The sequence below is a fragment of the Pseudomonas sp. RA_5y_Pfl1_P24 genome, from assembly GCF_963970945.1.
Taxonomy (GTDB): domain Bacteria; phylum Pseudomonadota; class Gammaproteobacteria; order Pseudomonadales; family Pseudomonadaceae; genus Aquipseudomonas; species Aquipseudomonas tritici.
The window spans coordinates 26,950-49,774 of the sequence record NZ_CAXAOJ010000008.1 but is presented as its reverse complement, the minus strand read 5'-3'; the positions used below and the strand labels follow the sequence as shown (position 1 = coordinate 49,774).

At 59.7% G+C, this 22,825-nt stretch carries 24 protein-coding genes and 1 tRNA gene; 17 read left to right on the top strand and 8 right to left on the bottom strand.

Annotated features, from left to right (window positions below; all coding sequences use genetic code 11):
• Nucleotides 1–111: 111 nt before the first annotated feature.
• A complete protein-coding gene (treS, locus tag AACY30_RS14945) occupies nucleotides 112–2,175 on the top strand; it encodes a maltose alpha-D-glucosyltransferase (protein ID WP_339540567.1) in 2,064 nt (687 codons plus the stop codon).
• A gap of 37 nt (nucleotides 2,176–2,212) precedes the next feature.
• Here treS and AACY30_RS14940 read toward each other — a convergent pair whose 3' ends face one another.
• Together AACY30_RS14940 and AACY30_RS14935 are read right to left on the bottom strand one after the other, a co-directional pair.
• The gene (locus AACY30_RS14940) at nucleotides 2,213–2,893 is read right to left on the bottom strand and encodes a response regulator (protein ID WP_339540566.1); all 681 of its coding nucleotides are present in this window, start codon (nucleotides 2,891–2,893) and stop codon (nucleotides 2,213–2,215) included.
• A gap of 3 nt (nucleotides 2,894–2,896) precedes the next feature.
• A complete protein-coding gene (locus tag AACY30_RS14935) occupies nucleotides 2,897–4,282 on the bottom strand; it encodes an ATP-binding protein (RefSeq protein WP_339540565.1) in 1,386 nt (461 codons plus the stop codon).
• Between the two features lie 146 nt (nucleotides 4,283–4,428).
• Between AACY30_RS14935 and AACY30_RS14930 the strand changes: the two genes are divergently transcribed.
• From AACY30_RS14930 to AACY30_RS14910, 5 genes are all read left to right on the top strand, one after another.
• A complete protein-coding gene (locus tag AACY30_RS14930) occupies nucleotides 4,429–5,598 on the top strand; it encodes an efflux RND transporter periplasmic adaptor subunit (RefSeq protein ID WP_339540564.1) in 1,170 nt (389 codons plus the stop codon).
• Between the two features lie 2 nt (nucleotides 5,599–5,600).
• Nucleotides 5,601–8,738, top strand: a complete 3,138-nt coding sequence (locus AACY30_RS14925; protein ID WP_339540563.1) for an efflux RND transporter permease subunit — start codon at nucleotides 5,601–5,603, stop codon at nucleotides 8,736–8,738.
• Entirely contained in the window at nucleotides 8,735–10,108 is a 1,374-nt protein-coding gene (locus AACY30_RS14920) for an efflux transporter outer membrane subunit (protein ID WP_339540562.1), read from the top strand. Before AACY30_RS14925 ends, AACY30_RS14920 begins: the two co-directional genes overlap by 4 nt.
• Before the next feature lie 259 nt (nucleotides 10,109–10,367).
• Complete coding sequence (locus AACY30_RS14915) at nucleotides 10,368–11,108, top strand: GNAT family N-acetyltransferase (RefSeq protein ID WP_339540561.1); 741 nt, start codon at nucleotides 10,368–10,370, stop codon at nucleotides 11,106–11,108.
• Between the two features lie 29 nt (nucleotides 11,109–11,137).
• On the top strand, nucleotides 11,138–12,256 hold the full coding sequence (locus AACY30_RS14910) for an acyl-CoA dehydrogenase family protein (RefSeq protein WP_339540560.1): 1,119 nt from the start codon (nucleotides 11,138–11,140) through the stop codon (nucleotides 12,254–12,256).
• Here AACY30_RS14910 and ppk2 read toward each other — a convergent pair.
• Nucleotides 12,253–13,170 (bottom strand): polyphosphate kinase 2, encoded by a 918-nt coding sequence (gene ppk2 / locus AACY30_RS14905; RefSeq protein WP_339471999.1) that lies wholly within the window; start codon nucleotides 13,168–13,170, stop codon nucleotides 12,253–12,255. The genes AACY30_RS14910 and ppk2 overlap by 4 nt on opposite strands.
• Nucleotides 13,171–13,354: 184 nt before the next feature.
• Here ppk2 and pstS point away from each other — a divergent pair, with 184 nt between their 5' ends.
• The 6 genes from pstS (at nucleotide 13,355) to AACY30_RS14875 (ending at nucleotide 18,470) form a co-directional block, all read left to right on the top strand.
• Entirely contained in the window at nucleotides 13,355–14,383 is a 1,029-nt protein-coding gene (pstS, locus tag AACY30_RS14900; RefSeq protein WP_339471998.1) for a phosphate ABC transporter substrate-binding protein PstS, read from the top strand.
• Between the two features lie 74 nt (nucleotides 14,384–14,457).
• Nucleotides 14,458–15,426 carry a phosphate ABC transporter permease subunit PstC gene (gene pstC, locus AACY30_RS14895; protein WP_339471997.1) on the top strand — a complete coding sequence of 323 codons (969 nt, stop codon included), beginning with the start codon at nucleotides 14,458–14,460 and terminating at the stop codon, nucleotides 15,424–15,426.
• Entirely contained in the window at nucleotides 15,423–16,316 is an 894-nt protein-coding gene (gene pstA / locus AACY30_RS14890; RefSeq protein ID WP_339471996.1) for a phosphate ABC transporter permease PstA, read from the top strand. The genes pstC and pstA overlap by 4 nt, the downstream gene beginning before the upstream one ends.
• 76 nt (nucleotides 16,317–16,392) lie before the next feature.
• Complete coding sequence (gene pstB, locus AACY30_RS14885; protein WP_339416337.1) at nucleotides 16,393–17,154, top strand: phosphate ABC transporter ATP-binding protein PstB; 762 nt, start codon at nucleotides 16,393–16,395, stop codon at nucleotides 17,152–17,154.
• Between the two features lie 27 nt (nucleotides 17,155–17,181).
• The gene (locus tag AACY30_RS14880; protein ID WP_339540559.1) at nucleotides 17,182–17,880 is read left to right on the top strand and encodes a hypothetical protein; all 699 of its coding nucleotides are present in this window, start codon (nucleotides 17,182–17,184) and stop codon (nucleotides 17,878–17,880) included.
• The gene (locus AACY30_RS14875) at nucleotides 17,880–18,470 is read left to right on the top strand and encodes a hypothetical protein (RefSeq protein ID WP_339471993.1); all 591 of its coding nucleotides are present in this window, start codon (nucleotides 17,880–17,882) and stop codon (nucleotides 18,468–18,470) included. The genes AACY30_RS14880 and AACY30_RS14875 overlap by 1 nt, the downstream gene beginning before the upstream one ends.
• Before the next feature lie 70 nt (nucleotides 18,471–18,540).
• Here the strand turns inward: AACY30_RS14875 and AACY30_RS14870 are convergent, their stop codons facing one another.
• The gene (locus tag AACY30_RS14870; protein WP_339436386.1) at nucleotides 18,541–19,146 is read right to left on the bottom strand and encodes a cysteine hydrolase; all 606 of its coding nucleotides are present in this window, start codon (nucleotides 19,144–19,146) and stop codon (nucleotides 18,541–18,543) included.
• Nucleotides 19,147–19,349: 203 nt separating this feature from the next.
• Here AACY30_RS14870 and AACY30_RS27490 point away from each other — a divergent pair, with 203 nt between their 5' ends.
• The 3 genes from AACY30_RS27490 to AACY30_RS14860 all read left to right on the top strand — a co-directional run bounded on the left by AACY30_RS27490 (nucleotide 19,350) and on the right by AACY30_RS14860 (nucleotide 20,329).
• On the top strand, nucleotides 19,350–19,520 hold the full coding sequence (locus AACY30_RS27490; RefSeq protein WP_445261433.1) for an imm11 family protein: 171 nt from the start codon (nucleotides 19,350–19,352) through the stop codon (nucleotides 19,518–19,520).
• Nucleotides 19,521–19,704: 184 nt separating this feature from the next.
• Nucleotides 19,705–20,022, top strand: coding sequence for a hypothetical protein (locus tag AACY30_RS14865; protein ID WP_339540558.1), 318 nt, complete (start codon nucleotides 19,705–19,707; stop codon nucleotides 20,020–20,022).
• Between the two features lie 220 nt (nucleotides 20,023–20,242).
• Nucleotides 20,243–20,329, top strand: a tRNA-Leu gene (locus AACY30_RS14860).
• Between the two features lie 81 nt (nucleotides 20,330–20,410).
• Here the strand turns inward: AACY30_RS14860 and AACY30_RS14855 are convergent.
• Nucleotides 20,411–20,563, bottom strand: coding sequence for a hypothetical protein (locus tag AACY30_RS14855; RefSeq protein ID WP_445261432.1), 153 nt, complete (start codon nucleotides 20,561–20,563; stop codon nucleotides 20,411–20,413).
• A gap of 133 nt (nucleotides 20,564–20,696) precedes the next feature.
• Here AACY30_RS14855 and AACY30_RS14850 point away from each other — a divergent pair, with 133 nt between their 5' ends.
• Entirely contained in the window at nucleotides 20,697–20,909 is a 213-nt protein-coding gene (locus tag AACY30_RS14850; RefSeq protein WP_339540557.1) for a hypothetical protein, read from the top strand.
• Nucleotides 20,910–21,073: 164 nt separating this feature from the next.
• On the opposite strand, the gene AACY30_RS14845 is transcribed toward AACY30_RS14850, so the two are convergent.
• Entirely contained in the window at nucleotides 21,074–21,244 is a 171-nt protein-coding gene (locus AACY30_RS14845; RefSeq protein WP_339436383.1) for a hypothetical protein, read from the bottom strand.
• A 59-nt stretch (nucleotides 21,245–21,303) separates the two neighbouring features.
• Nucleotides 21,304–21,585, bottom strand: coding sequence for a hypothetical protein (locus AACY30_RS14840; RefSeq protein WP_339471988.1), 282 nt, complete (start codon nucleotides 21,583–21,585; stop codon nucleotides 21,304–21,306).
• A gap of 195 nt (nucleotides 21,586–21,780) precedes the next feature.
• Here AACY30_RS14840 and AACY30_RS14835 point away from each other — a divergent pair, with 195 nt between their 5' ends.
• Nucleotides 21,781–22,254, top strand: a complete 474-nt coding sequence (locus tag AACY30_RS14835; RefSeq protein WP_339540556.1) for a GFA family protein — start codon at nucleotides 21,781–21,783, stop codon at nucleotides 22,252–22,254.
• Here the strand turns inward: AACY30_RS14835 and AACY30_RS14830 are convergent.
• Nucleotides 22,226–22,753 (bottom strand): DinB family protein, encoded by a 528-nt coding sequence (locus AACY30_RS14830; protein WP_339471986.1) that lies wholly within the window; start codon nucleotides 22,751–22,753, stop codon nucleotides 22,226–22,228. The genes AACY30_RS14835 and AACY30_RS14830 overlap by 29 nt on opposite strands.
• Nucleotides 22,754–22,825: the final 72 nt, after the last annotated feature.

The window sequence follows — 22,825 nt, the reverse complement described above, 5'->3', positions numbered from 1 at the left end:
TACGCAGAGAATTCGCTCAAGTGGGCAGGGGGCTAATCCCAATGCAACGAATGGCCCACACAACCCTCATATGTTCACGAGTAATGTTTCACGACGACAGGTAACAGGCTTATGACGGCGGCTGAAAACAACCATGTGAACTGGCTGGTGGAACAATCGATGCTGCACGCGGCACGCCAGCGCGCCAAGCTCTATTCGGGGCAGGGGCGGTTGTGGCAGCAGCCTTATGCACAGACCCGGCCCCGTGATGCCACGGCTTTGTCGTCGGTGTGGTTCACCGCCTACCCGGCCTCGATTGTGACCCGCGAGGGTGGCACGGTGCTGGAGGCGCTGGGGAATGAGGCACTGTGGCACGCCCTGTCGAAGATCGGCATTCAAGGTATACACAACGGCCCGCTGAAGAAGTCTGGCGGCCTGAGCGGTACCGAGCACACGCCGACCATTGATGGCAATTTCGACCGTATCAGCTTTGAAATCGACCCTGAATTGGGCACCGAAGCGCAGTTACAGGCGTTGACGCGCATGGCGGCGGCGCACAATGCGGTGATCATCGACGATGTGATCCCGTCCCACACCGGCAAGGGCGCGGACTTTCGCCTGGCCGAGATGGCGTACGAGGACTATCCCGGCCTTTTCCACATGGTGGAAATCCGCGAAGAAGACTGGACGTTGCTGCCCGACGTGGTCGAGGGGCGCGATGCGCAGAACCTCAGCCCAGTGCAGGTCGATGCGTTGCGTGACAAACACTACATCGTCGGCCAGTTGCAGCGGGTGATTTTCTTCGAGCCCGGCGTCAAGGAAACCGACTGGAGTGCAACCAATGTCGTGCTGGGCGTGGATGGCAAGCCGCGTCGCTGGGTGTACCTGCATTACTTCAAGGAAGGCCAGCCTTCGCTGAATTGGCTGGACCCGACCTTTGCCGCGCAGCAAATGATCATCGGCGATGCGCTGCATGCCATTGACGTGATGGGCGCAAAGATCCTGCGGCTGGACGCCAACGGCTTCCTCGGTGTAGAGCGCAAGCTGGATGGCACGGCGTGGTCCGAGAGCCATCCGCTGTCGATCACCGGCAACCAGTTGTTGGGCGGCGCGATCCGCAAGGCAGGCGGTTTCAGCTTCCAAGAGTTGAACCTCACCGTGGACGACATCGCGTCCATGTCCCATGGCGGTGCCGACCTGTCCTATGACTTCATTACCCGCCCGGCGTACCAGCATGCGCTGTTGATGGGCGACGCCGAGTTTCTGCGCTTGATGCTGCGCGAGATGCACCACCAGTGCATCGACCCCGGATCGCTGATCCACGCGTTGCAGAACCACGATGAACTGACCCTGGAACTGGTGCATTTCTGGACCTTGCATGCCCATGACACCTTCCTTTACCAGGGCCAGACCTTTCCCGGCAATATCCTGCGCGAGCACATTCGCGAGCAGATGTACGAACGCCTGGCCGGCGAGCATGCGCCGTACAACCTCAAGTTCGTGACCAATGGCGTGTCGTGCACCACCGCCAGCATCATCACGGCGGCGCTGGGGATTCGTGACCTCGACGCGATTACCCCGGCGGACATCCAGCAGATCCGCCAGATCCATCTGCTGCTGGTGATGTACAACGCGATGCAGCCTGGGGTGTTTGCCTTGTCCGGCTGGGACCTGGTCGGCGCGCTGCCGCTGGCGGCCGAAGAAGTCGAGCATCTGATGCGCGATGGCGATACGCGCTGGATTCATCGCGGTGCGTATGACCTGGTGGATTTGAACCCGGAGGCGCAGCTGTCTGCCGGCCAAATGCCGCGTTCGAAAAGCCTTTACGGCAGCTTGAACAGCCAGCTGCAGGACCCCGAGTCCTTCGCTTCACAACTGCAGAAAATCCTCGCGGTACGCCGCGCCTACGATATCGCTGCCAGTCGCCAGATCCAGGTGCCGGAAGTCGAAAACCCGGGGCTGCTGGTGATGGTTCACGAATTGCCGGCCGGTAAAGGCACGCAAATCACCGCGCTGAACTTCGGCGCCACGCCGATCACCGAAACCCTGCATTTGCCTGATATTGCTGCCGGGATGGTGGTGGATATCATCAATGAGCGGGTTGAGGGAGATCTGACGGCGCAAGGGGAATTCACGATTACCCTGGATGCTTATGAAGGCTTGGCGTTGCGGGTGGTAAGCAGCACCCCAATGTAGTGACTCTCACCTCTCTGAATGGTGGGAGCGGTGAGGCCTATTCGGCCAGCTGAAACCTGTAGCCCACCCCATACAACGACTCAATCGGCGTTTCCCCTGGACACGCCTGTTCCAGCTTGCGGCGTAGGTTGCGGATGTGGCTGTCCACCGTGCGGTCGGTGACCACGCGGTGGTCGGAGTAGATTTGATCCAGCAACTGGTCGCGCGAATACACGCGGCCGGCGGAGCGGGCGAAGGTGTTGAGCAGGCGCAGTTCCAGTGGCGTGAGGTCCAGTACGATGCCATCGAGGGTCGCCAGGTATTGCGCTTCATCGATCACCAGGCGTGGCGGCGCGGTATTCAGCAATTGCGGCCCGCGACGCAGGATGGCTTTTACCCGCGCCACCACTTCACGCGGGCTGAAAGGTTTGCAGATGTAGTCGTCGGCACCCAGGTCCAGGCCAAGCAAACGGTCCACTTCTTCCACGCGGGCGGTGATCATGATGATCGGCACCGCGCTGAAACCACGCAGGTCCTGGCACAGTTGCATGCCGTCGCGGCCGGGCAGCATCACGTCGAGCAGGATCAGCCTGGGGTCATGGGCACGCACCGTCGGTATCACTTGCAGGCCATTGTCCACACACAGGGTCGCGTAGCCGGCAGCGGTGAGGTAATCGCGCATCAGCGCGGCAAGCTTGGGTTCGTCTTCGACGATCAGGATCGGCTTTTCATCGCGCATGGTTCAAAGGCTCCGCGGCAGGCACAGCGCCAGCCACAGGCCGCCCAGGGGTGAATGCTCGGCCTCCAGGCTGCCATCGTGGGCGAGGGCGATGCTGCGACAGATCGCCAGGCCCAGGCCCGCGCCGCCGCTCTCGCGGTTGCGCGATTGCTCGACGCGGTAAAAGCGCTCGAACACGCGCGGTAACTGGCTCGCGGACACGCCTGGCCCGGAGTCGAGAAAGTTGATACGCACAACGTCCCACTCCACGCCGACGTTGATCTGCAACGTGCCATTGGCGTCGGTGTAGCGCACAGCGTTTTCCAGCAAGTTGGAAAACAATTGCTGCAGCCGGTTGGCATCCGCCAGCAGCTCCACGGGCTGGCGCGGCAGGTCCAGCGCCACGTGCAGTTGGCGTGCGTTGAAACGCTCCTGGTACATCGCCACACTGTTTTCCAGTAAATGGTTAAGCACGCATGGGCTCTTTCGGTAAGTGAGGGCGCCGATATCCGCCAGGGACAACTCGTACAGGTCATCCACCAGTTTGCTGAGCAGGCCGACTTCGCCGAGCAGTGACTTCATCGTACCCGGGTTCAGGCTGCGCACGCCGTCCTCGATCGCCTCCAACTCGCCGCGCAGTATCGACAGCGGCGTGCGCAGCTCATGGGAAACATCGGCCATGAATTCGCGGCGCATTTTTTCGTTGCGTTCCAGGGTGTATGCCAGTTGGTTGAAGTCGCGCGCCAACTGGCCCACCTCGTCGTTGGACGCCACAGCGACGCGGCTGGCGTAGTCGCCGCTGGCCAATCGGTGGGTGGCGGCGGCCACGCGTTTGACCGGATCGAGCAGCGTGCGGGCGATCCACCAGGCAATCAGCATCGCCATCAGCAAGGAGAACACCCCCATCACCAGGCTGGTGCGGAACTGGTACTGCTGGAAGCGCTCGCCACCTGCTTCGGTCACGCTTTGGAACGGGGACACCGCCAGCCAGCCGACGGTTTTACCGGCGACTTCGATAGGGCGTACTAACGCATCGTTGCCGATGGCGGGGTAGCCCGTGACGCGGTGCATGTCCTTGTCGAGCAGGGCGATGCGAAACAGCGCACCCGTCAGGTCCGATGCCATTGGCGTGCGCATGTCATTTTTCAGCGGATCTTCCCCCGGCTCGGGCCGCATGATCTCGAACCAGCGGTCCGGCTGGTTGCGCAGGAAGTCCCAACTGCCCTCCCGCGCATAAGCGCTCGACAAGCGCGGCAGCACCGGCGCCATGCGTTCCAGCGCCTGTTCATTGATGTAGCCCAGGAAGCCTCGGCCGAAACTCCAGCTGGTGGCCAGGCCCATGCTGAGAATGACCAGTAACACCCCGGCCAGCACGGCAACAAACAGCTTGGTGGAGAGACTCAATTTCATGAATAAAGGCCATAAAAAGTGGACCCGTCCATTTAGGCCCCCATGGACGGAAGATTCAACCCAGGCGGGCAATCTTCAATTTTCCTGCACATTTGCCTTGCAGCATGAGGGTAAGGCTTGCGCCATCCCGTCTTGCAGAGGCAGATATGTCCACCAAAATTTTCGCCAAATACCTGGTCACCGCCGCGGTTCTCCTTTCCCTGATCATCCTGGCCCTGCTCGGTGGCTGTTCAGGCGGCGACCCCGCACCTGCGGTCGCGACACCCAAGGTCACGGTGCTCACCGTGCAGCCCCAAAGCCAGGTACTGACCACTGAGTTGGCGGGGCGCACCCAGGCATTCATGGTCGCCGAGATTCGCCCGCAGGTCGGCGGTATCGTACAGCAGCGCCTGTTTGTCGAAGGCGCCGAGGTCAAGGCCGGGCAAGCCCTGTATCAGCTGGACGCGGCGCCCTACAAAGCTGCACTGGCCCAGGCCCAGGCGAGCTTGACCAAGGCCCGTGCCACCTTGAAATCGGCGCAAACCACGGCCTCGCGTAACGCACGACTGGTAAAGATCAACGCCATCAGCCAGCAAACAGATGAGGATTCACAGGCCACGCTGCTGACCGCCGCCGCTGACGTCAAGGTCGAAGAGGCCGAGGTCGAGACCGCACGCATCAACCTGGCCTACACCCGCATAAGTTCGCCGCTGGCCGGGCGCATCGAAACCTCCACCGTCACCCCCGGCGCGCTGGTGGTGGCCAACCAGGACACCGCACTCACCACTGTGCAGCAACTCGATCCTATCTACGTCGACGTGACGCAATCGACTACCGAATTGCTCGGCCTCAAGCGCGACCTTGCCAGCGGCGTGTTGCAGGCCAACAGCGACGGCGAAGCGCGCATCAGCCTGAAGCTGGACGACGGCAGCATCTACAGCCATGAAGGCCGTCTGAAATTCAGCGGCGTCAGCGTCAACCAGAGCACCGGCACCGTGACGCTGCGCGCAGTGTTTGCCAACCGCGAGCACCTGCTACTGCCGGGCATGTACGTGCGTGGCGTGCTGGAACAGGCCCGTGATGACAAAGCGATCCTGATCCCGCAACAAGCCGTGAGCCGCAGCGCCAGCGGGGTGACGTCGGTGCTGTTGGTGGTCGACGGCAAGGTTGAACAACGCGTACTGACTGTCGACCGCGCCGTCGGCAACCAGTGGTGGGTCACCGCCGGCCTGCAAGCCGGCGATCAGGTCATCGTCGAAGGTGGCCAGAAAGTACGCGTCGGTGAAGGGGTGCAAACCCAGGCCGCGGCTGCCGGCGCACTGGCACAGGAGGGTTGAACATGGCGCGTTTCTTTATCGATCGCCCGATATTTGCCTGGGTCATTGCGATCGTGATCATGCTGGGCGGCGGGTTGTCCATCAACCAACTGCCGCTTGAGCAGTACCCGGATATCGCGCCGCCCACGGTGCGGATCTCCGCGACTTACACCGGCGCGTCAGCCAAGACCGTCGAGGACTCGGTGACCCAGGTCATCGAGCAACAAATGAAAGGCCTGGACAACCTCACCTATATGTCCGCCTCCAGCAGCTCGGCGGGCAGTGCCAGTATCAGCCTTACGTTTGCCGCCGGCACCGACCCGGACGTGGCGCAGATGCAGGTGCAGAACAAGCTGCAACAGGCCGAGTCACGGCTGCCGCAGTCGGTGCAGAGCGAAGGCCTGACGGTGACCAAGGGCGGTTCGGACTTCCTGATGATTGCGGCCCTGGCGTCGGACAACCCCAGCGTTACCGGGACGCAGATTGGCGACTACATTTCCAGTACCTTGCTCGATTCCATCAGCCGTATCGACGGTGTGGGTGATGTGCAGACGTTGGGCTCAGGCTACGCGATGCGCATCTGGCTCGACCCGGCGTTGCTTGAGAAGTATGCGCTGATGCCTTCGGACGTCAGCACCGCGCTGGAAGCGCAAAACACTGAAGTATCTGCCGGCCAACTGGGCGCATTGCCGGCCGTGAAGGGCCAGCAACTGAATGCCACCATCAGTGCGCGCAGCAAACTGCAGACCGCTGAGGAATTTCGCAATGTGGTCGTCAAGTCCTCGAGTGACGGCGCGGTGGTGCTGTTGGGCGACGTGGCCAGGGTCGAGCTGGGCAGCGAGAGCTATGACGTCAACTCAGCCCTCAATGGTAAGCCGGCCGCCGCCATGGGCGTGCAACTGGCGGCAGGCGCCAACGCGCTGGAAGTGGGGGAAGCGGTCAAGGCCAAACTCCATGAGCTCGAACCGTTTTACCCCACCGAAATGCAACTGAAGAACGTGATCGCCTACGACACCACGCCCTTTGTCAGCCTGTCCATCGAAGAGGTGGTCAAGTCCCTGGGCGAGGCCATCGTGCTGGTGGTGCTGATCATGTTCCTGTTCCTGCAAAACCTGCGCGCGACCCTGATTCCGGCGATCACGGTGCCGGTGGTGTTGCTCGGCACCTTTGGTGTGCTGGCGTTGTTTGGTTACTCGATCAACACCCTGACCATGTTTGCCATGGTGCTGGCGATCGGCTTGTTGGTGGATGACGCGATTGTGGTGGTGGAGAACGTCGAACGGGTGATGGCCGAGCAAGGGTTTTCAGCGCGTGATGCCACGCGCCAGTCGATGGATGAAATCATCAGCGCATTGATCGGCATCACCCTGGTGCTGAGCGCGGTGTTTATCCCCATGGCGTTTTTTGGCGGCTCCACCGGGATTATCTACCGGCAGTTTTCTGTGACCATCGTCTCGGCCATGGTGCTCTCGGTGGTGGTGGCAATGACCCTGACGCCGGCGTTGTGCGCCTCCTTGCTCAAGCGTTCCGACGGGCAAGGCCACTGTGCCCAGCGCGGTTTCTTCGGCTGGTTCAACCGATCGTTCGAACGCGGCTCCAACGCTTATGAGCGCTCGGTCGGCGGCGTGCTGCAATATTCCGGGCGCAGCCTGCTGGTGTATGCCTTGGTCGCCGTGGCAATGGCGGTGGGATATGTCAGCTTGCCCTCGTCGTTTTTGCCGGATGAAGACCAGGGCATCCTCATGGCGCAAATCCAGTTACCGGTGGGCGCGACCGACAGCCGCACCCAGGCGGTGCTCAAGCAGTTCAAAAGCTACATGCTCGAACAGCCGGAAATCGAGGCAATGATCAGCATCAGCGGCCTGGGCATGGGCGGTAACAGCCAGAACACTGCAAGGGCGTTTATCCGCTTGAAAGATTGGAGCGAGCGCACCGGCAGCGGCCAGGATGCCGCGTCGATTGCCGAGCGTGCGACGTTGGCACTGGGCAGTATCGGCGATGCCAGTGTGTTCGTCATGCAACCGCCGGCGGTGCGCGGCCTGGGCCAGAGCTCGGGGTTCGACCTGCAGCTCAAGGACCTTGCCGGCCTGGGGCATGATGCGCTGGTGGCGGCCCGCGAGCAGTTTCTCGCGTTGGCCAGGCAGGATTCGCGTCTGTTGGGCGTGCGCAGCAATGGCCTGGACGACGCGCCACAGCTCAAAATCAGCATTGATGACCGTAAGGCCGGCGCCTTGAGCCTGAGTACCAGCGACATCAACACCACCTTGTCCACCGCGCTGGGCGGCAGCTACGTCAACGACTTCCTCAACCAGGGGCGGGTGAAGAAAGTCTATGTGCAGGGCGAGGCCTCCTCCCGCATGCAGGCCGCTGACCTCAAGCACTGGTTTGTGCGCAACAGCAAGGATGAGATGGTGCCGTTTTCGTCGTTTGCCACCAGCACCTGGAGTTATGGTTCTCCGTTGCTGGAGCGCTACAACGGCACGTCGTCTCTGGAAGTGGTCGGCGATGCGGCGCCGGGGGTGAGTTCCGGTGCCGCCATGGACGCGGTGGAAGCCATCGTCAAGCAACTGCCCGAAGGCATTGGTTATGAGTGGACCGGGCAATCCTATCAATTGCGCCTGTCCGGCTCCCAGGCGCCCTTGCTGTACGCGGTCTCGGTATTGTTTGTGTTCCTGTGCCTGGCTGCGCTGTATGAGAGCTGGTCGGTGCCGTTCTCGGTGATTTTGGTGGTGCCGCTGGGCATTGTCGGCGCGGTGTGGGCCACACGTTTGACCGGGCTGAGCAACGACGTGTACTTCCAGGTTGGCCTGTTGACCACCGTGGGGCTGGCGGCAAAGAACGCGATCCTGATCGTCGAGTTCGCCAAGCACCTTCAGGAGCAGGGCAATAGCCTGCGCGAGGCCACGCTGATCGCGGTGCGCCAGCGCCTGCGGCCGATCCTGATGACCTCCCTGGCGTTTATGTTCGGCGTATTGCCCCTGGCCCTGAGCAGCGGCGCAGGTTCCGCCGGGCGCCAAGCCATCGGCACTGGCGTGCTGGGTGGTATGTTCAGCGCCACGGTGCTGGGGATCTTCTTTGTACCGCTGTTTTTCGTGCTGATCCGCCGCCGTTTCGGCCGCGTCGATACAGCGGACCAAACCGTCCAGAAAGGTGACGCATGATGAAGTTTCACTGGCCGATCCTGGCTGCGCTGGCCCTGAGTGGCTGCATCAACCTGGCGCCGAAGTACCAACAGCCCGAAGCGCCGGTGCCGGGCGCCTGGCAGCCGCGGGTCAAGGGTGAGGTATCGACGGATATTCAGTGGGCGCAGTTCTTTACCGACAAGCGCCTGGCTCAGTTGCAAACCTTGGCCCTGGCGAATAACCGCGACCTGCGCCTGGCCAGCCTGAATATCGAAAAGGCCCAGGCCCAATACCGCATCCAGCGCGCGGCGGCGTTTCCAACGATTGACGCCGGTATCAGCGGCACCCATAGCCGTACGTCCACCAGCGGCACCACGACCACCACGCACGACTACAGTGCGCAATTGGGGCTCAGCAGCTACGAAGTGGACGTGTTCGGACGCGTGCAGAACCTGCAGGACGAGGCGCTGGAAGACTACCTGGCGCTGACCGAGACCCGGCGCAGTACGCAAATCAGCCTGGTCGCCGAAGTCGCAACCGCCTGGCTGACCCTGGCTGCCGACAACGAACGCCTGCAACTGGCCGAGGAAACCCTGACCAGCCAGCAAGCCACCTATGAACTGACCCAGAGCAGTTTTGCATTGGGCGGCTCCACCGCACTCGCGGTGGCCCAGGCGCAAACCACTGTGGAGTCTGCCCGTGTCGATGTGGCGGGGTACCAGAGCCAGATTCTCCAGGACCGCAATGCCTTGCGCCTGCTGGTGGGCAGTGACATCCCCGACGCGTTGCTGCCGGGGTCGCGCCTGCAAACGGCGGCGGCACTGGTGCAAGTCCCCGCCGAATTGCCGTCGAGCCTGCTGCAACGGCGCCCGGACGTGTTGGCGGCGGAACACAGCCTCAAGTCCGCCAATATCGATATCGGCGCGGCCCGTGCCGCATTTTTTCCTAGCATCAGCCTGACCGCGAACGCCGGCTCGGCCAGTTCTTCTCTGTCCAACCTGTTCAAGGCCGGCAGCGGTGCGTGGACGTTTGCGCCGAGCATCAGCGTGCCGATCTTCGATGCTGGCAGTAATCGCGCGACCCTCGACGCGGCCAAAGTCGAGAAAGAAATCCAGGTGCAGACCTACCAGCAAACCCTGCAAACCGCTTTCAAGGAAGTCGCCGACGCCCTGGCCGTGCGCAGCACTCTCGACCAACGCCTGGCAGCCCAGCAAGCGCTGACCGATGCTAGTCAGAAGAGCTTTGACCTGTCCGACGCGCTCTACCGCGCCGGCTCGCAAAGCTATCTGGAAGCGCTCGATGCCCAGCGTTCGTTGTACAGCGCGCAGCAAGACCTGATCACCCTGCGTCTGGCGGAGCAGAGTAACCGAGTGACCTTGTACAAAGTGGTGGGGGGAGGGTGGCGTTGACTGAACGCGATAGCATTCGGCTGCGCGGTACCGCGCAGCCTGCGATCAGCGCATGAGTTATACAGGGTAAAGGTTAACGTTCTTTTGGGTGTTTAAACGTCCGGGCGTTGTAAGATCGTAAGCGCTTTCGGAGTTTCCTTACGCGGCCTATCTAAACTTGCATGTTAGTGTCTCAGCCACTACGGGCGTGTTAATAGTGCGGCGATTCAAAGGAATAAGTATGCGACCCCAGTCGGTATCAAGTGATGAAGATTCAAGTGTGCACGCTCGTCGTGCAACGTTAGTGGTAAGTCTCGCCACGACGCAGAAAGAAGTCCGAGAGGTGCAACGCCTGCGTTATCGCGTATTTACCGAAACGTTCCAGTTGTCTGAACTGATTAACCCTGAGGCTTTGAATGTTGACGAGTTCGATGACTATTGCGACCACTTGCTGGTCCGCGATTCCAACACTTCAGCCGTGGTGGGCACGTATCGCCTGATGGGCCCGACAGCGGCACAGCGCATGGGGCACTTTTACTCGGAGAAAGAATTCGATCTCAGTGGGTTGCACGCCTTGCGAACCCGAACGGTTGAGGCCGGGCACGCGTGCGTCCACCCGGAGTACCGCAGTGGCGCCGTCATCATGATGCTGTGGTCAGGCCTGGCAAGGTATATGGAGCGTGCGGGCTGCGACCATTTGATGGGGTGCGCAAGTGTGAGCTTGTCCGATGGTGGCCATAATGCAGCGGCTTTGTACCGTGGCTTTGCCGCGGAAAACCTGGCGCCTGCCAGCTATCGTGTAACCCCCTATAAACCTTTTCCGATTGATGAGTTCGAGCCTGGGCATGTGCCGCGCTTACCCCCATTGCTCAAAGGCTATTTGCGCAGCGGTGGCTGGGTATGTGGTGCGCCCGCGTGGGATAAGGAATTCAACGCTGCCGACTTCTTTATGTTATTGCCGTTATCGAAGTTGGACAGCCGTTATGCACGGCATTACTTGAAACCTCAACAGTCGTTTTGATGCCTGGTTAATTAAAAGGGGCAATGGATATGTGTTTGAAAGAAGAAAGAGCTGTTGCGTTAGCGTGGCTGCCGGAGGTGGTGTCGGTTCTTGAGGCTGCCTCGCTTATTGCACTTGAGCGTGGAGAATCCAAACAGCTGGCAAGCCTGTTTCGAACGGTCGGGCGGCCCGGACTTAGTATCGCAAAAGAACTTGGCGGTGACGGTGTCAGCGCCGTCAAGCTGGCACAAGTGCATACGTGGGTCGGCGCTCATTGCCCTTCATTGGCGGTGATGATGACCATGCACCACCACACGGTGGCCGGCATGATGGCGGCGAGCCGCTTCTTTCCAGATATCCAGGGCCTGTTGAGTGTGGTCGCACGTGACAAGCTGTTGGTCGCATCGGGCTTCGCCGAAGGCCGCGCGCACGCCAATATCCTGGAATCCACGTTATCGGTTGAGAAGACAGCGGCGGGCTACGTGGTAAGCGGCAGCAAAAAGCCGTGCACGATGACGCATCACTTCGACGCGATCACGTTTGGGGTCAACTACGTCGACCCTGAAGGTAAAACCCATATCGGCATCGGTATGGGGCTGGCGGGTGACCCGAATATCCAACGCAAAAAGTTCTGGTCGGTACCGCATTTGCAGGGTGCGGACAGCCACGAAGTGATCTTCAATAATCTGCTGGTGCCAGAGTCGATGATGTACTTCAGCAAAGCCGTCGATAACCAGTTGGACGATGCTCAACAGGGTACGGGTGAGCACCTGTTTGCCATCTGGTTCCAGTTGCTGGCGTCGGCGTCGTATCTGGGCATGGCGTCTGCGCTGGCATCACGTGCATTGTCATCCAACAAAGGCTCGCAGGATGATCGCGCGATGTTGCTGATTGATCTGCAGGGCGCCACCATGGCTGTGCGCGGCCTGGCGGTGTCGATCGATCAGAACCGCTTTCTGCGCGCTGACCTGGCGCGCGCGCAGGCCACCCGGTTTGCCGTGCAGGAGGCGATCAATCGCATCAGCACGCGTGCGTTCGAAATCCTCGGAGGCATGGCGTTCATGTCATCCGAGGAAGTCGCTTACCTGTTGGTTGCAACGCGGGTACTGGCCTTTCACCCCACGTCCAGGCTTGCCAGTGCGCCGTTCTTGTGTGAGCAACTAAGCTAGTAGCGTTGCGGCACGATGAGTTCCGGTGGCGTCGGGCTGCGCGAATAATCTTCCTGGCGCACACGCCGCGGCAGTTCGATCACCGGCAGCTCGACTTCTTCATACGGCATCTGCCCGAGCAAGTGATGGATGCAGTTGAGCCGCGCTTTCTTCTTGTCATCGGCCTGCACCACCCACCACGGGGCTTCGGCGATGTGGGTGCGTTCGAGCATGACTTCCTTGGCTTTGGTATAGGCTTCCCAGCGCCGACGCGACTCCAGGTCCATGGGGCTGAGTTTCCACTGCTTGAGCGGGTCATGAATGCGGCTGAGAAAGCGCAGGTGCTGTTCCTGGTCAGAAATCGAAAACCAGTACTTGATCAGTTGGATACCGGAGCGGGCGAGCATGCGCTCGAACTCCGGTACGGTGCGGAAGAACTCTTCGTATTGTTCGTCGTTGCAAAACCCCATGACTTGCTCGACACCCGCGCGGTTGTACCAGCTGCGGTCGAACAGCACGATTTCGCCGGCCGCCGGCAAATGTGAAACATAACGCTGGAAGTACCACTGGGTCTGTTCGCGGTCATTCGGCGCAGGCAAGGCGGCAACCCGGCAAACCCTGGGGTTCAGGCGCTGGGTGATGCGTTTGATCACGCCACCTTTGCCGGCGGCATCACGCCCTTCGAATAGAATCACCACCTTGTGGCCGGTTTTCACCACCCAGCTCTGCAATTTCACCAGTTCGCCCTGCAGGCGGAACAGTTCGCTGAAATAAATCCTGCGGGCTGCTTTTTCGCTGCTCTCACCGACGTGCTCGTCGAACAGCGCATTCAGGTCATGGCCATCTTCGGCTAATTCCAGTTCCAGCTCTTCATCACTGTGATCAAGCAGTTCACGGTGGATGCGCTGCATCAAGGCGTCTTCTACTGAGGACATGGGCCGAACTCGCGTGGTGGGAGATGGCAAAGTCATAGACGCAATTTGTTACGAGCCAATTACACCAAAATGCGTTATTGCGGCGGGAGAGGGGGACAACAAGGCGTTTTGCCATTCCGCATTCATAAAACCGTAACAAGAATGTTGCAGAGTGCGTGAGCCCGTAATCACAAGGATTTTCTGAATGAAACGTCTGATGAAGTCTGCTGCACTCGCCGTCGCGGTTTCTCTTAGCGCCACCTCGGTATTTGCCGCCGAAAGCGTCCGCCTGACAGGTTCTGGTGCAAGTTTCCCGGCCCCTATCTACCTCACCTGGTTCAAGGACTTCAGCAAGAAGACCGAAGGTGTCACGGTTGACTACCAGTCCAAGGGCAGCGGTGCGGGCGTACAGGACTTCCTGAACAAGACCGTCGATTTCGCCGCCAGTGACTCGGCAATGAAAGACGAAGACATTGCCAAGGTGGCCGAAGGCGTGCAGCTGCTGCCGATGACCGCGGGTGAGATCGTGTTGGCGTTCAACCTGCCAGGCAATCCTAAAGAACTCAAGTTGCCGCGCGATGTTTACTCCAACATCTTCCTGGGCAAGATCACCAAGTGGAACGATCCGAAGATCGTCGCCGCCAACCCAGGCCTGAAACTGCCTGACATGCCGATCACCGTCGTTGTGCGTGCAGACTCCAGCGGCACCACTGCTGTGTTCACCAAGCACTTGTCTGCGATCAACGCTGAGTTCCAGAAGGACTTGGGCGAAGGCAACACGGTCAACTGGCCAGCCAGCGACAAATTCATCAAATCGCCGAAAAACGATGGCGTAACCGCTACCGTTCGCCAGACTCCAGGCGCGATCGGCTACATCGAATACGGCTTCGCCAAACTGGCAAAGGTTGCCTTCGCCCAGTTGCAGAACAAGGCCGGAAAATACGTTGTACCGAACGCCGAAAGCGGTGCAGAAGCCCTGGCTGCGGTGAAGATGCCGGAAAGCCTGGTGGCCTGGCTGCCAGATCCGGATGGCGCCAAGTCCTACCCGATCACTTCCTACACCTGGATGATCTTCCGCAAGAAAAACGAGAGCCCGGCCAAAGCCAAGGCCATGCGTGAAATGGTCGAGTACAGCCTGACCGAAGGCCAGAAAATCGCCGATTCGATGGGCTACATCCCGCTGCCGCCATCGGTTGTCGATCAAGTTCGCAAAGCTTCCGCCAACATTCAGTAAGGCTTGCCAGACCACCCCCGGCGTGGGCTGTCAGCCATGCCGGGCGTGTTCCCCTCTTGTTCCGGAATTAGCCAATGAACTCACCTTTTGTCGTACCGGTTAACCCGGACTCTGCGTGCCAGCCACCTTCTAGGAAGGACTTCCTGGTTGACCGCACCTTCCGCGCGCTTGCACGCATAGGCGTAGTGCTGGTGCTGGCGCTGGTTTTCGCGCTGGTCTTCGAAGTAGGGCGCAAGGCACTTCCCGGCATGGAAAAGCACGGTTTTGATGTGCTGTTCGGCAGTGTCTGGGACGTAAATCAAGGTAAATACGGCATTCTGCCAGCTATTTGGGGCACGCTTTACAGTGCCTTCATCGCGTTGCTGATCGCGGGTTTTTTCGGCGTCAGCATGGCGATTTTCCTGACCCAGGATTTTTTACCGGCCAAGCTGGCGGCGGTGTTTCGCACCATCGTTGAACTGCTCGCCGCGATCCCCAGCGTCGTTTACGGCCTTTGGGGCATTTATGTGGTGATCCCGGCCATCCGCCCGCTGACGGCGTGGCTGAATACCGAACTCGGCTGGATTCCTTTTTTCGGCACCTCCTTGAGCGGGCCGGGCCTGTTACCGGCAGCACTGGTACTGGCCATCATGATTCTGCCGACCATCGCCGCCGTTTCCCAGGACGCCCTCACGGCTGTGCCGATGAAAACCAAGCAAGCCGCCTACGGAATGGGCACCACCCACTGGGAAGCGATTCTCAAGGTGATGGTGCCATCTGCCGCCACCGGCATCTTTGGTTCCCTGGTATTGGGCCTCGGCCGCGCATTGGGTGAAACCATGGCGCTGGCCATGCTGGTCGGCAACGCGAACAACATCTCCCTTTCTCTGTTTGCACCGGCCAATACGCTGGCGGCCTTGTTGGCGCTGAACTTCCCCGAAGCCGGCCCGAACGAGATCGAAGTGTTGATGTACGCCGCACTGGTGCTGATGTTCATCACGCTGCTGGTGAACATCATCGGTTCGATGATCATGCTCTACGCCCAGCGGGGTACTAAGCAATGACTGACCTTTCTTCTCCAATTACCGCCATGCCGAGCCTGCAGCGCCGGTTCGAAGGTCGTGCGTTGCGCAGCCTGGTGTTGACCACCTCGGTGTGGATCGGCGCATTGCTGGCGAGTGTGCCGCTGATTTCCGTGCTCTACATGCTGATCACCCGCGGCGGCGCTCGCCTGAGCCTGGAAGTGTTCACTGAACTGCCACCGACTGGGTTCGAGACCGGCGGTGGCTTCGGCAACGCGATGGCAGGTACGTTCGTCATGGTTGGTATCGCTGCCGCCATCGCGGTGCCAGTCGGCATCATGGCGGCGATTTTCCTGGCGGAACTGGGCCCGGACAGCAAGCTGGCGAACGCCTCGCGCTTTGCCGCAAAAATGCTCACCGGCTTGCCTTCGATCCTGGCGGGTGTGTTTGCCTACGCGCTGGTGGTGATGACCACCGGGACTTACTCGGCACCGGCAGGTGGCGTTGCGCTGGCCGTGCTGATGCTGCCAATCGTGGTATTGACGGCTGAAGAGTCGATGAGGATGGTGCCCAAGATCATGAAGGATGCCGCCTACGGTATGGGCTGCACCCGTTCGCAGGTGATCTGGAAAATCGTCTTGCCCACCGGCATGCCAGCGATCCTTACCGGCGTCATGCTCGCCGTGGCCCGCGCCGCCGGCGAAACCGCGCCGCTGTTGTTCACTGCGCTGTTCAGCAACTACTGGATCTACCACGACGGCAGCCTGGCGGTGATGAACCCGACGGCATCCCTTGCCGTGCTGATCTACAACTTCTCCGGCATGCCCTTCGACAACCAGCTTGAGCTCGCATGGGCGGCCTCGTTGGTGCTGGTGATGATCGTGCTGGTCGTGAATATCGTGAGCCGTATTTTCGGCAAGCCCAAGTATTAAGAACGGGAGCACCTGTATTTTGAACGTATCATCTGCGCAAATAGCCGCTCCGTTTATCACCCAGGCGCCTGTGGTCATGGACTGCAAGCTGGACAAGATTTTCTACGGCAACTTCATGGCGGTGCGTGATAGCCATGTGCCGATCGAGAAAAACAAGATCACTGGCTTTATCGGCCCGTCCGGCTGTGGCAAATCAACCGTGTTGCGTAGCCTCAACCGCATGAACGACCTGGTTAAGGGCTTCCGCTTCGAAGGCCACGTGCATTTCCTGGGCCAGGACGTGTATGGCAAGGGCGTTGACCCGGTGGTCGTGCGCCGCTACATCGGCATGGTGTTCCAACAGCCGAACCCGTTCTCGATGAGCATTTTCGACAACGTAGCCTTTGGCCTTCGCCTCAACCGCTACAAGGGCGACATCGGCGACCGCGTCAAGCACGCGCTGCAAGGCGCTGCCTTGTGGGATGAGGTCAAGGACAAGCTCAAGGTCAGCGGCCTGTCGCTCTCCGGCGGCCAGCAGCAACGCCTGTGTATCGCCCGCGCCATCGCCACCGAGCCGGAAGTATTGTTGCTGGATGAGCCGTGCTCGGCGCTTGACCCGATTGCCACTCGCCGTGTCGAGGAGCTGATGGTTGAGTTGAAGAAGGATTACACCATCGCCCTGGTGACGCACAACATGCAGCAGGCGATTCGTGTGGCAGATACCACCGCGTTTTTTTCGGTTGACATCTCCCAGGGCACCCGCACCGGCTATCTGGTGGAAATGGGCCCCACCGCGCAGATTTTCGAGAATCCGCGCGAACAAATGACCGGGGATTACATCAGCGGCAAGTTCAGCTGACCCATGCACCGTTTTTCAGGATTGCCAATGACTGCAATACGTCGTCTTGATTTGCCCGCGATCGAACGCGCACTGCGTAAGGTACAGAGCCGTTTTGCCCAGCTCAGCCAGGACTTTACCGAGCCACGCGACCCGCTGACAGACGAAGTGCTGCAGAATGTGCTTGATGGCTATGCCCTGATTGACGACTATGTGGCGCGGGGTGTCGACCTGTTCGACCTTCAGCAACTGAACCTGATGCTGGAGATCAATGCCACCGTGCTCTGTGGCAAAGACCCGCTACGCCGGCAGGAATACGCGCAGCACCTGCTGGCTACCGAAGTGCATTTTTTCAACAATGTCGAGGGCGGCATCAAGGACTTGTATAACTGGTACTGCAAGCACCACAGTGAATCGGTGTGGAAGCGCGCAGCGGGTGTCTACGTGCGAGTACTCAGCAAGCCGCAGTTGTTCATTGAAGGCAATCACCGCAGTGGGTCACTGATCGTCAGCTACCTGCTGATGCGCGAGGGGTTGCCGCCCTTCGTATTGACACTGGACAACGCCGAGGGCTACTTCAACCCGTCCTCGGTTATACGCAACTCCGCCAAGCATGGCGTCATGGCGCTGTATGAGTTGCCCAAGATCAAGAAAAAGTATGCAGCGTTCCTGGAAGATAATGCCCCTGATCCAATGGAGTTTTTCCTGAGCGACACACCAGCGCCCGTCCATCAGGGGGGCCATTAATGGGAACGTATCCAGTGCTCGACACAATCAAGCGTGTGTTCAAGCGCCAGCGCATCCGTATCTCGTTCGATATCGATGACACGCTGGCTTGCCAGCTTCACCACAGCGCGACCGAACACAGCCGTTTGCCGGCGTGTGTACACCGTTGGCTGGGCGAGCCGCTGCGCAGCGGAACCCGCGCACTGACCCGGGAACTGCGTCGCCAAGGCTGCAGCGTCTGGGTCTACACCTCATCCGGGCGAACCCCGTCCTACATACGCCGCTGGTTGTTGCTGTATGGCATCCACATCGACGGCGTGGTCAACAGCGTGCGGCACAACCAGGCTCTCACCGAGCGCGGACTGTTGAATACCCCGTCAAAATTGCCGTCGGCGTTCGACATCGACTTGCATGTCGATGATTCCGAGGGCGTTCAGCTTGAAGGTGTCGATCACGGTTTCCGCGTCGTAGTCGTGGACCCGGAAGACGAGCAATGGGCGCAACGCGTGCTGGATGCCGTCGCACACCTGCAGGCACAACTCGCCCGGCAACAACCGCAGAGGTACAAGCTGCCAGTGCCGGCTTATCGGGGGCTGACGTTAAACGGGTAAGTTGGAATGGCGGTGCATGCCGAGCGTTAAGCAAAGGGGGCGACTGATCAATCAGTCGCCCCCTTTTTGCTTATTTGGCGCTCAACGCCCCGAGAAATGCGGTATGCCGCAATGCCTGCGAAAACATCGGCAACGTGAAGTTTTCAGCGGCCTTTTGTTGCTCATCGGTGAACGTCGCCGTGCAGTCGGTCAAGGTCACTACGTTGTAGCCCTTCTCATAACCGGATCGAACCGTGCCTTCGACACAGCAATTGGTTAGAAACCCCGCCACCACCAGGTTCTGGATGCCATTGTTGCGTAGCACAAGGTCCAGGCCAGTGGTGGCAAAGCCATCCAGTCCGCGCTTGCCTTCCACGAGAATATCGCCGGGCTCACGCGTCACGGCGTCGGTGATCTCTGCACCCCAACTGCCGGTGCGAAAGGCGCTGCCGTCGGCAACACCCTTGAGAATCCCGTAATCGCGTGTTGTCAGTTCCGGATAGCCCTCGGCGAACTGGATCGGCAGGTGGATGATCTTCACGCCCAGCTTGCGCGCTTGCTGCACGGTGGTTGCGGTGTTGGCCAGCATGTCTGACTGGTGCATCACCTCTTTGACTGCGTCATGGAACACGCCACCAGGGGTGGTGAAATCGTTCTGGAATTCGATCAAGACAAGGGCGGTGGCGTGTGGGTTCATGGTGAGTCTCCAAATAGGGGAGCGGCTGGTGTTCAACGCCAATGACTCACCACACGGTGAGTGGGGGACGTCGACGCATAAGATGATGCGTTGGGAGCGTAGAGCCATCTGAGCATATCTGCGCCCGTCGGAACAGGTTTTTGAGTCACGCTGTCTTAGCGAGGTGGTCCTTTTAAACTGCGCTCGGTTAATAAAAAGGGCTCTTGGAGAATACGTGTGAAGTATTAATCGGTGGTCAGCACATTTTCAGAGTGAAAAAATATTCGGGCGAGATAGTGGTCAGTGAAGAGGTCAAGTGCCGGCTTGAGACGGTCGGTGCCGTAGGGATGCTATTTGAATCCGTGTCGGGTGACGACATAGGTGGGAGTGCCTGAAGCACCTGGCCGCACAAGTGATGAGCAAAAAAAGTGCGTGTCGGTAGCTGGAGCGATTCATTATCGAGGAACCCGACGTCACCGTTCGTCCAAGCCTTGGCACTCGCCGTGACCGGCCCACTCTTATGTTGACGCGCGGATGTTCCGAGCCTAGAACGGAGAGCCAACATGGAAATCGACAAAAATGCCCCCGGGAACATTGAATCGCCGTTTGCGTCGGGATTGTTATGTGTGCGTTGAGCGCTATGAAACCTCAGTGGAGGAAGGCTTCGACGGCGGCCTCAACTTCGAAGTGCGGATGTACCTGCCAAGTATCCACAAGCCACTACCCACAGCGGCCAATACGCCAGAGAAGAGCAAATCAGCCAGGCCTTCTCCGGTCTTATCGGGTGTCACACATCTGGAGAGTATTTTCACCCAGGCAGGGGCGTTATTCATCAGCCATTACATCCTTGTTGCTCTGGGAGGGCAGAAGGCTGTGGCGATTGCGATCCCTGCGTGAGTCCATTCTGCGTTGCTTGCATTTCGTTGCGAGGGCGTGAAGATTGAACAGTGGGCGACGCATCGAGGCACGGAAATCTCAGTTTTTCCTTCGTTATCCTCATCTAGATCACTGATCTAACGAGCTTTTTCGCCCGTGTCGTGGTGCAAGAAAGCTGCCTTGCGACCTTGCGTCGACGCGACTGGATCTATATATTCCCAACCCTGCAACACGCGCTGCCGCCCGAATGGCGAAACTGGTAGACGCATGGGACTTAAAATCCCCCGCTCGTAAGGGCGTCCCGGTTCGATTCCGGGTTCGGGCACCATCTAAAATCAGGGGTTTGCGTGATTTATCAGGCGAGCCCTTGTTTGTTTCCGCTCCGCAATTTCAAATGTTGCTCCGCAACTCACTTAGTTGGCGTGACCTTTTTGTCGATCCGTTTGTGGATGTAATGCTCGGTCATCACCACGGTGATGTGTCCAAGTGGGTCCCTCGCTTTTAGCATGTCTTCACTGGATTGTGCTTTGTCGGTACCAGCCTTTGCACATAAGTCGCGCATCTGAAAGTCTCCTTTTCAACACCGGCCGCCTCACGGGCCGCATCAAACAGTCCTCGCAAGTTGGATGGTGGCAGTTTGGTTTGGATTGGGGTATTGCGGGTGACCGGCATGGAGCCGGATCAAGGAGGTATGTATGCGTGATGACAACTACGAAGCAGGCCTTCATGAGCTTCAACTTGCAAAGGACGAAGCTGAGGCTGCGGCGGAAGACTTCTACAAGAACTACTGGCCGTTCCAGACTGACGAGATAGCCGCTCAGTACGGGGAGCTGCAGTTCACGGCGGTTATGATGCTCGCCGAGTTTGAACAATTCGCTCAGCAAGGCAGCATTAAGCCCGCACGGTAACGTTCCTTAAGGTGCGTTGTCCGGCAGTCTTCCCGACAGCGCTGCGCGCCGCTGATGAATCGGCGGTAGCCACCGCAATTGAACACCATCATTTTTGGCCCCTTCGGCTTGGCCAGCTTGATACCTGTGCCGCGCAGGGCGTCTTTGATATTTACGTCGTCACGCTAAACAAGGCGTCGGGCCTGGGCATCGATGTAGGCCTTTGGCCACGGAATGTCGGTGTCGCGGTGATCACAAGCACCGTCCTTGGTGACCACCTGGGCCTTGGTCAGATCAGTGACATATCCAGAACCACCGAAGCCCCAGAACGACACACCTACGAAACAGTGGCGCACAGTGATGATCGACTAACACCCAAGCGCCCCGGTTTTGCCGGGGCTTTTGTTTGTGTGGCTTACACGAAGGGCTGACCGCTGAAGCCCCGTGGCAAGCGCTGCAAACCGGGCTGGTCGGTGAGGCGTTGCGTCCACGCGCTGCGCCAGTCGATCACGGTGCGGGTCTTGGCGTTACGATTGGCGCGGCGGGCAGCATTGCGCTGGGTGCGGCGCGCTTCCTTGTAGGCTTCGGTGTTGCGGCAGGTACGGCACTTGACTCGGTTCAGCTCGACGCTGGAAGGGAGGTTGGTGCCGTGGTGGCCACAGGCTAAATGACCTGCGACCTTGAAGTGAATGACCATGTAAGCGTCTCCTTCTCGGGGTACGCGCATCGGTAGACTCCCAATGCACGCGGGGAGGGCGGGTGCAGCAAAAATCCCGACACCTAAGGTTTACGACCCCAGTGACGATGCAGCGTTCGGTTTTGGGGCTGGCCTGTTCAACGCTGCGCCCGGACGCTAATCTGCCACGCTACCCATCAATAAAAGGAAGCAATGATGAGCGTCGACACCCTGCCGTACGAAGGCGGCTGCCGTTGTGACCGTGTGCGCTTCAGCGTGAGTGCAGCCCCAGTGATCACCATGGCCTGCCACTGCACCGGTTGCCAGAAGATGTCTTCCAGCGCCTTCTCCCTGAGCGCATTGATTCCGGCCAGCGGTTTTACGATCACCCAGGGCTGCCCGGTGATCGGCGGCCTGCAGGGGGTGGACCGCCACTACTTTTGCCCGCATTGCATGAGCTGGCTGTTCACCCGCCCTCATGGCATTGATGAGTTCGTCAACGTGCGCGCGGCGTTGCTGGACAATGCCAGCAGTTATGTACCCTTCATGGAGACCTGGACCAGCGAGAAATTGCCTTGGGCCTCCACCCCGGCCGTTGAACGCTTTGCGCAGTTGCCCGAGCCCGCGGCGTTCCCGCGCTTGATGCAGGCGTACGCCGAGTTCAGTCGATTAACGCCAGCAAATCCGTAGTGCCCACGTCCAGCCCCGCCTGGCTCAGCAAGGTGGTTGCCTGGCCCCGGTGGTGGGTCTGGTGATTGAAAAAGTGCACCAGCAGGCTAAAGCAGTTTTTATCGGCGGCCACACCGCGCATGTTGCGGTAATGCAGGCGCTGATCCAGGTCGGGCGCCTCTACGGTCTGCGCCCAGTCGAGGATGAGTTGATCCAGCCAGGCTCGGCGGGCGGCCAGTTCTCGGACGTTGGCAAAGGCCAACTGCGTCAAATCAACAGGTGTGGCGACCGCGTTCAGCGGAGCCAGTGCCGCATAGCCAGCAGGATGCAGGGCAAAGCGCTTGAGCCAGACGGTGTCGCCTAATACCAGGTGGTTCAACGTGCCGAGAATCGAGCCGAAAAACGCCTTGCGGTCCATGAGCAACTCCGCGTCCGACAGCGTGCCGGCCGCTTCGTAGAGCTTGCGGTTCATCCACTGGTTGTAGCGGGCCATCAGCACGACATGCTCAATCCGGTTCACTTGGGTTTTCTCTCAGAGGCACGGTGACGCCATGATAGGCCGTGCCCGCCCGGCGGTCATGGTGTACCGGCA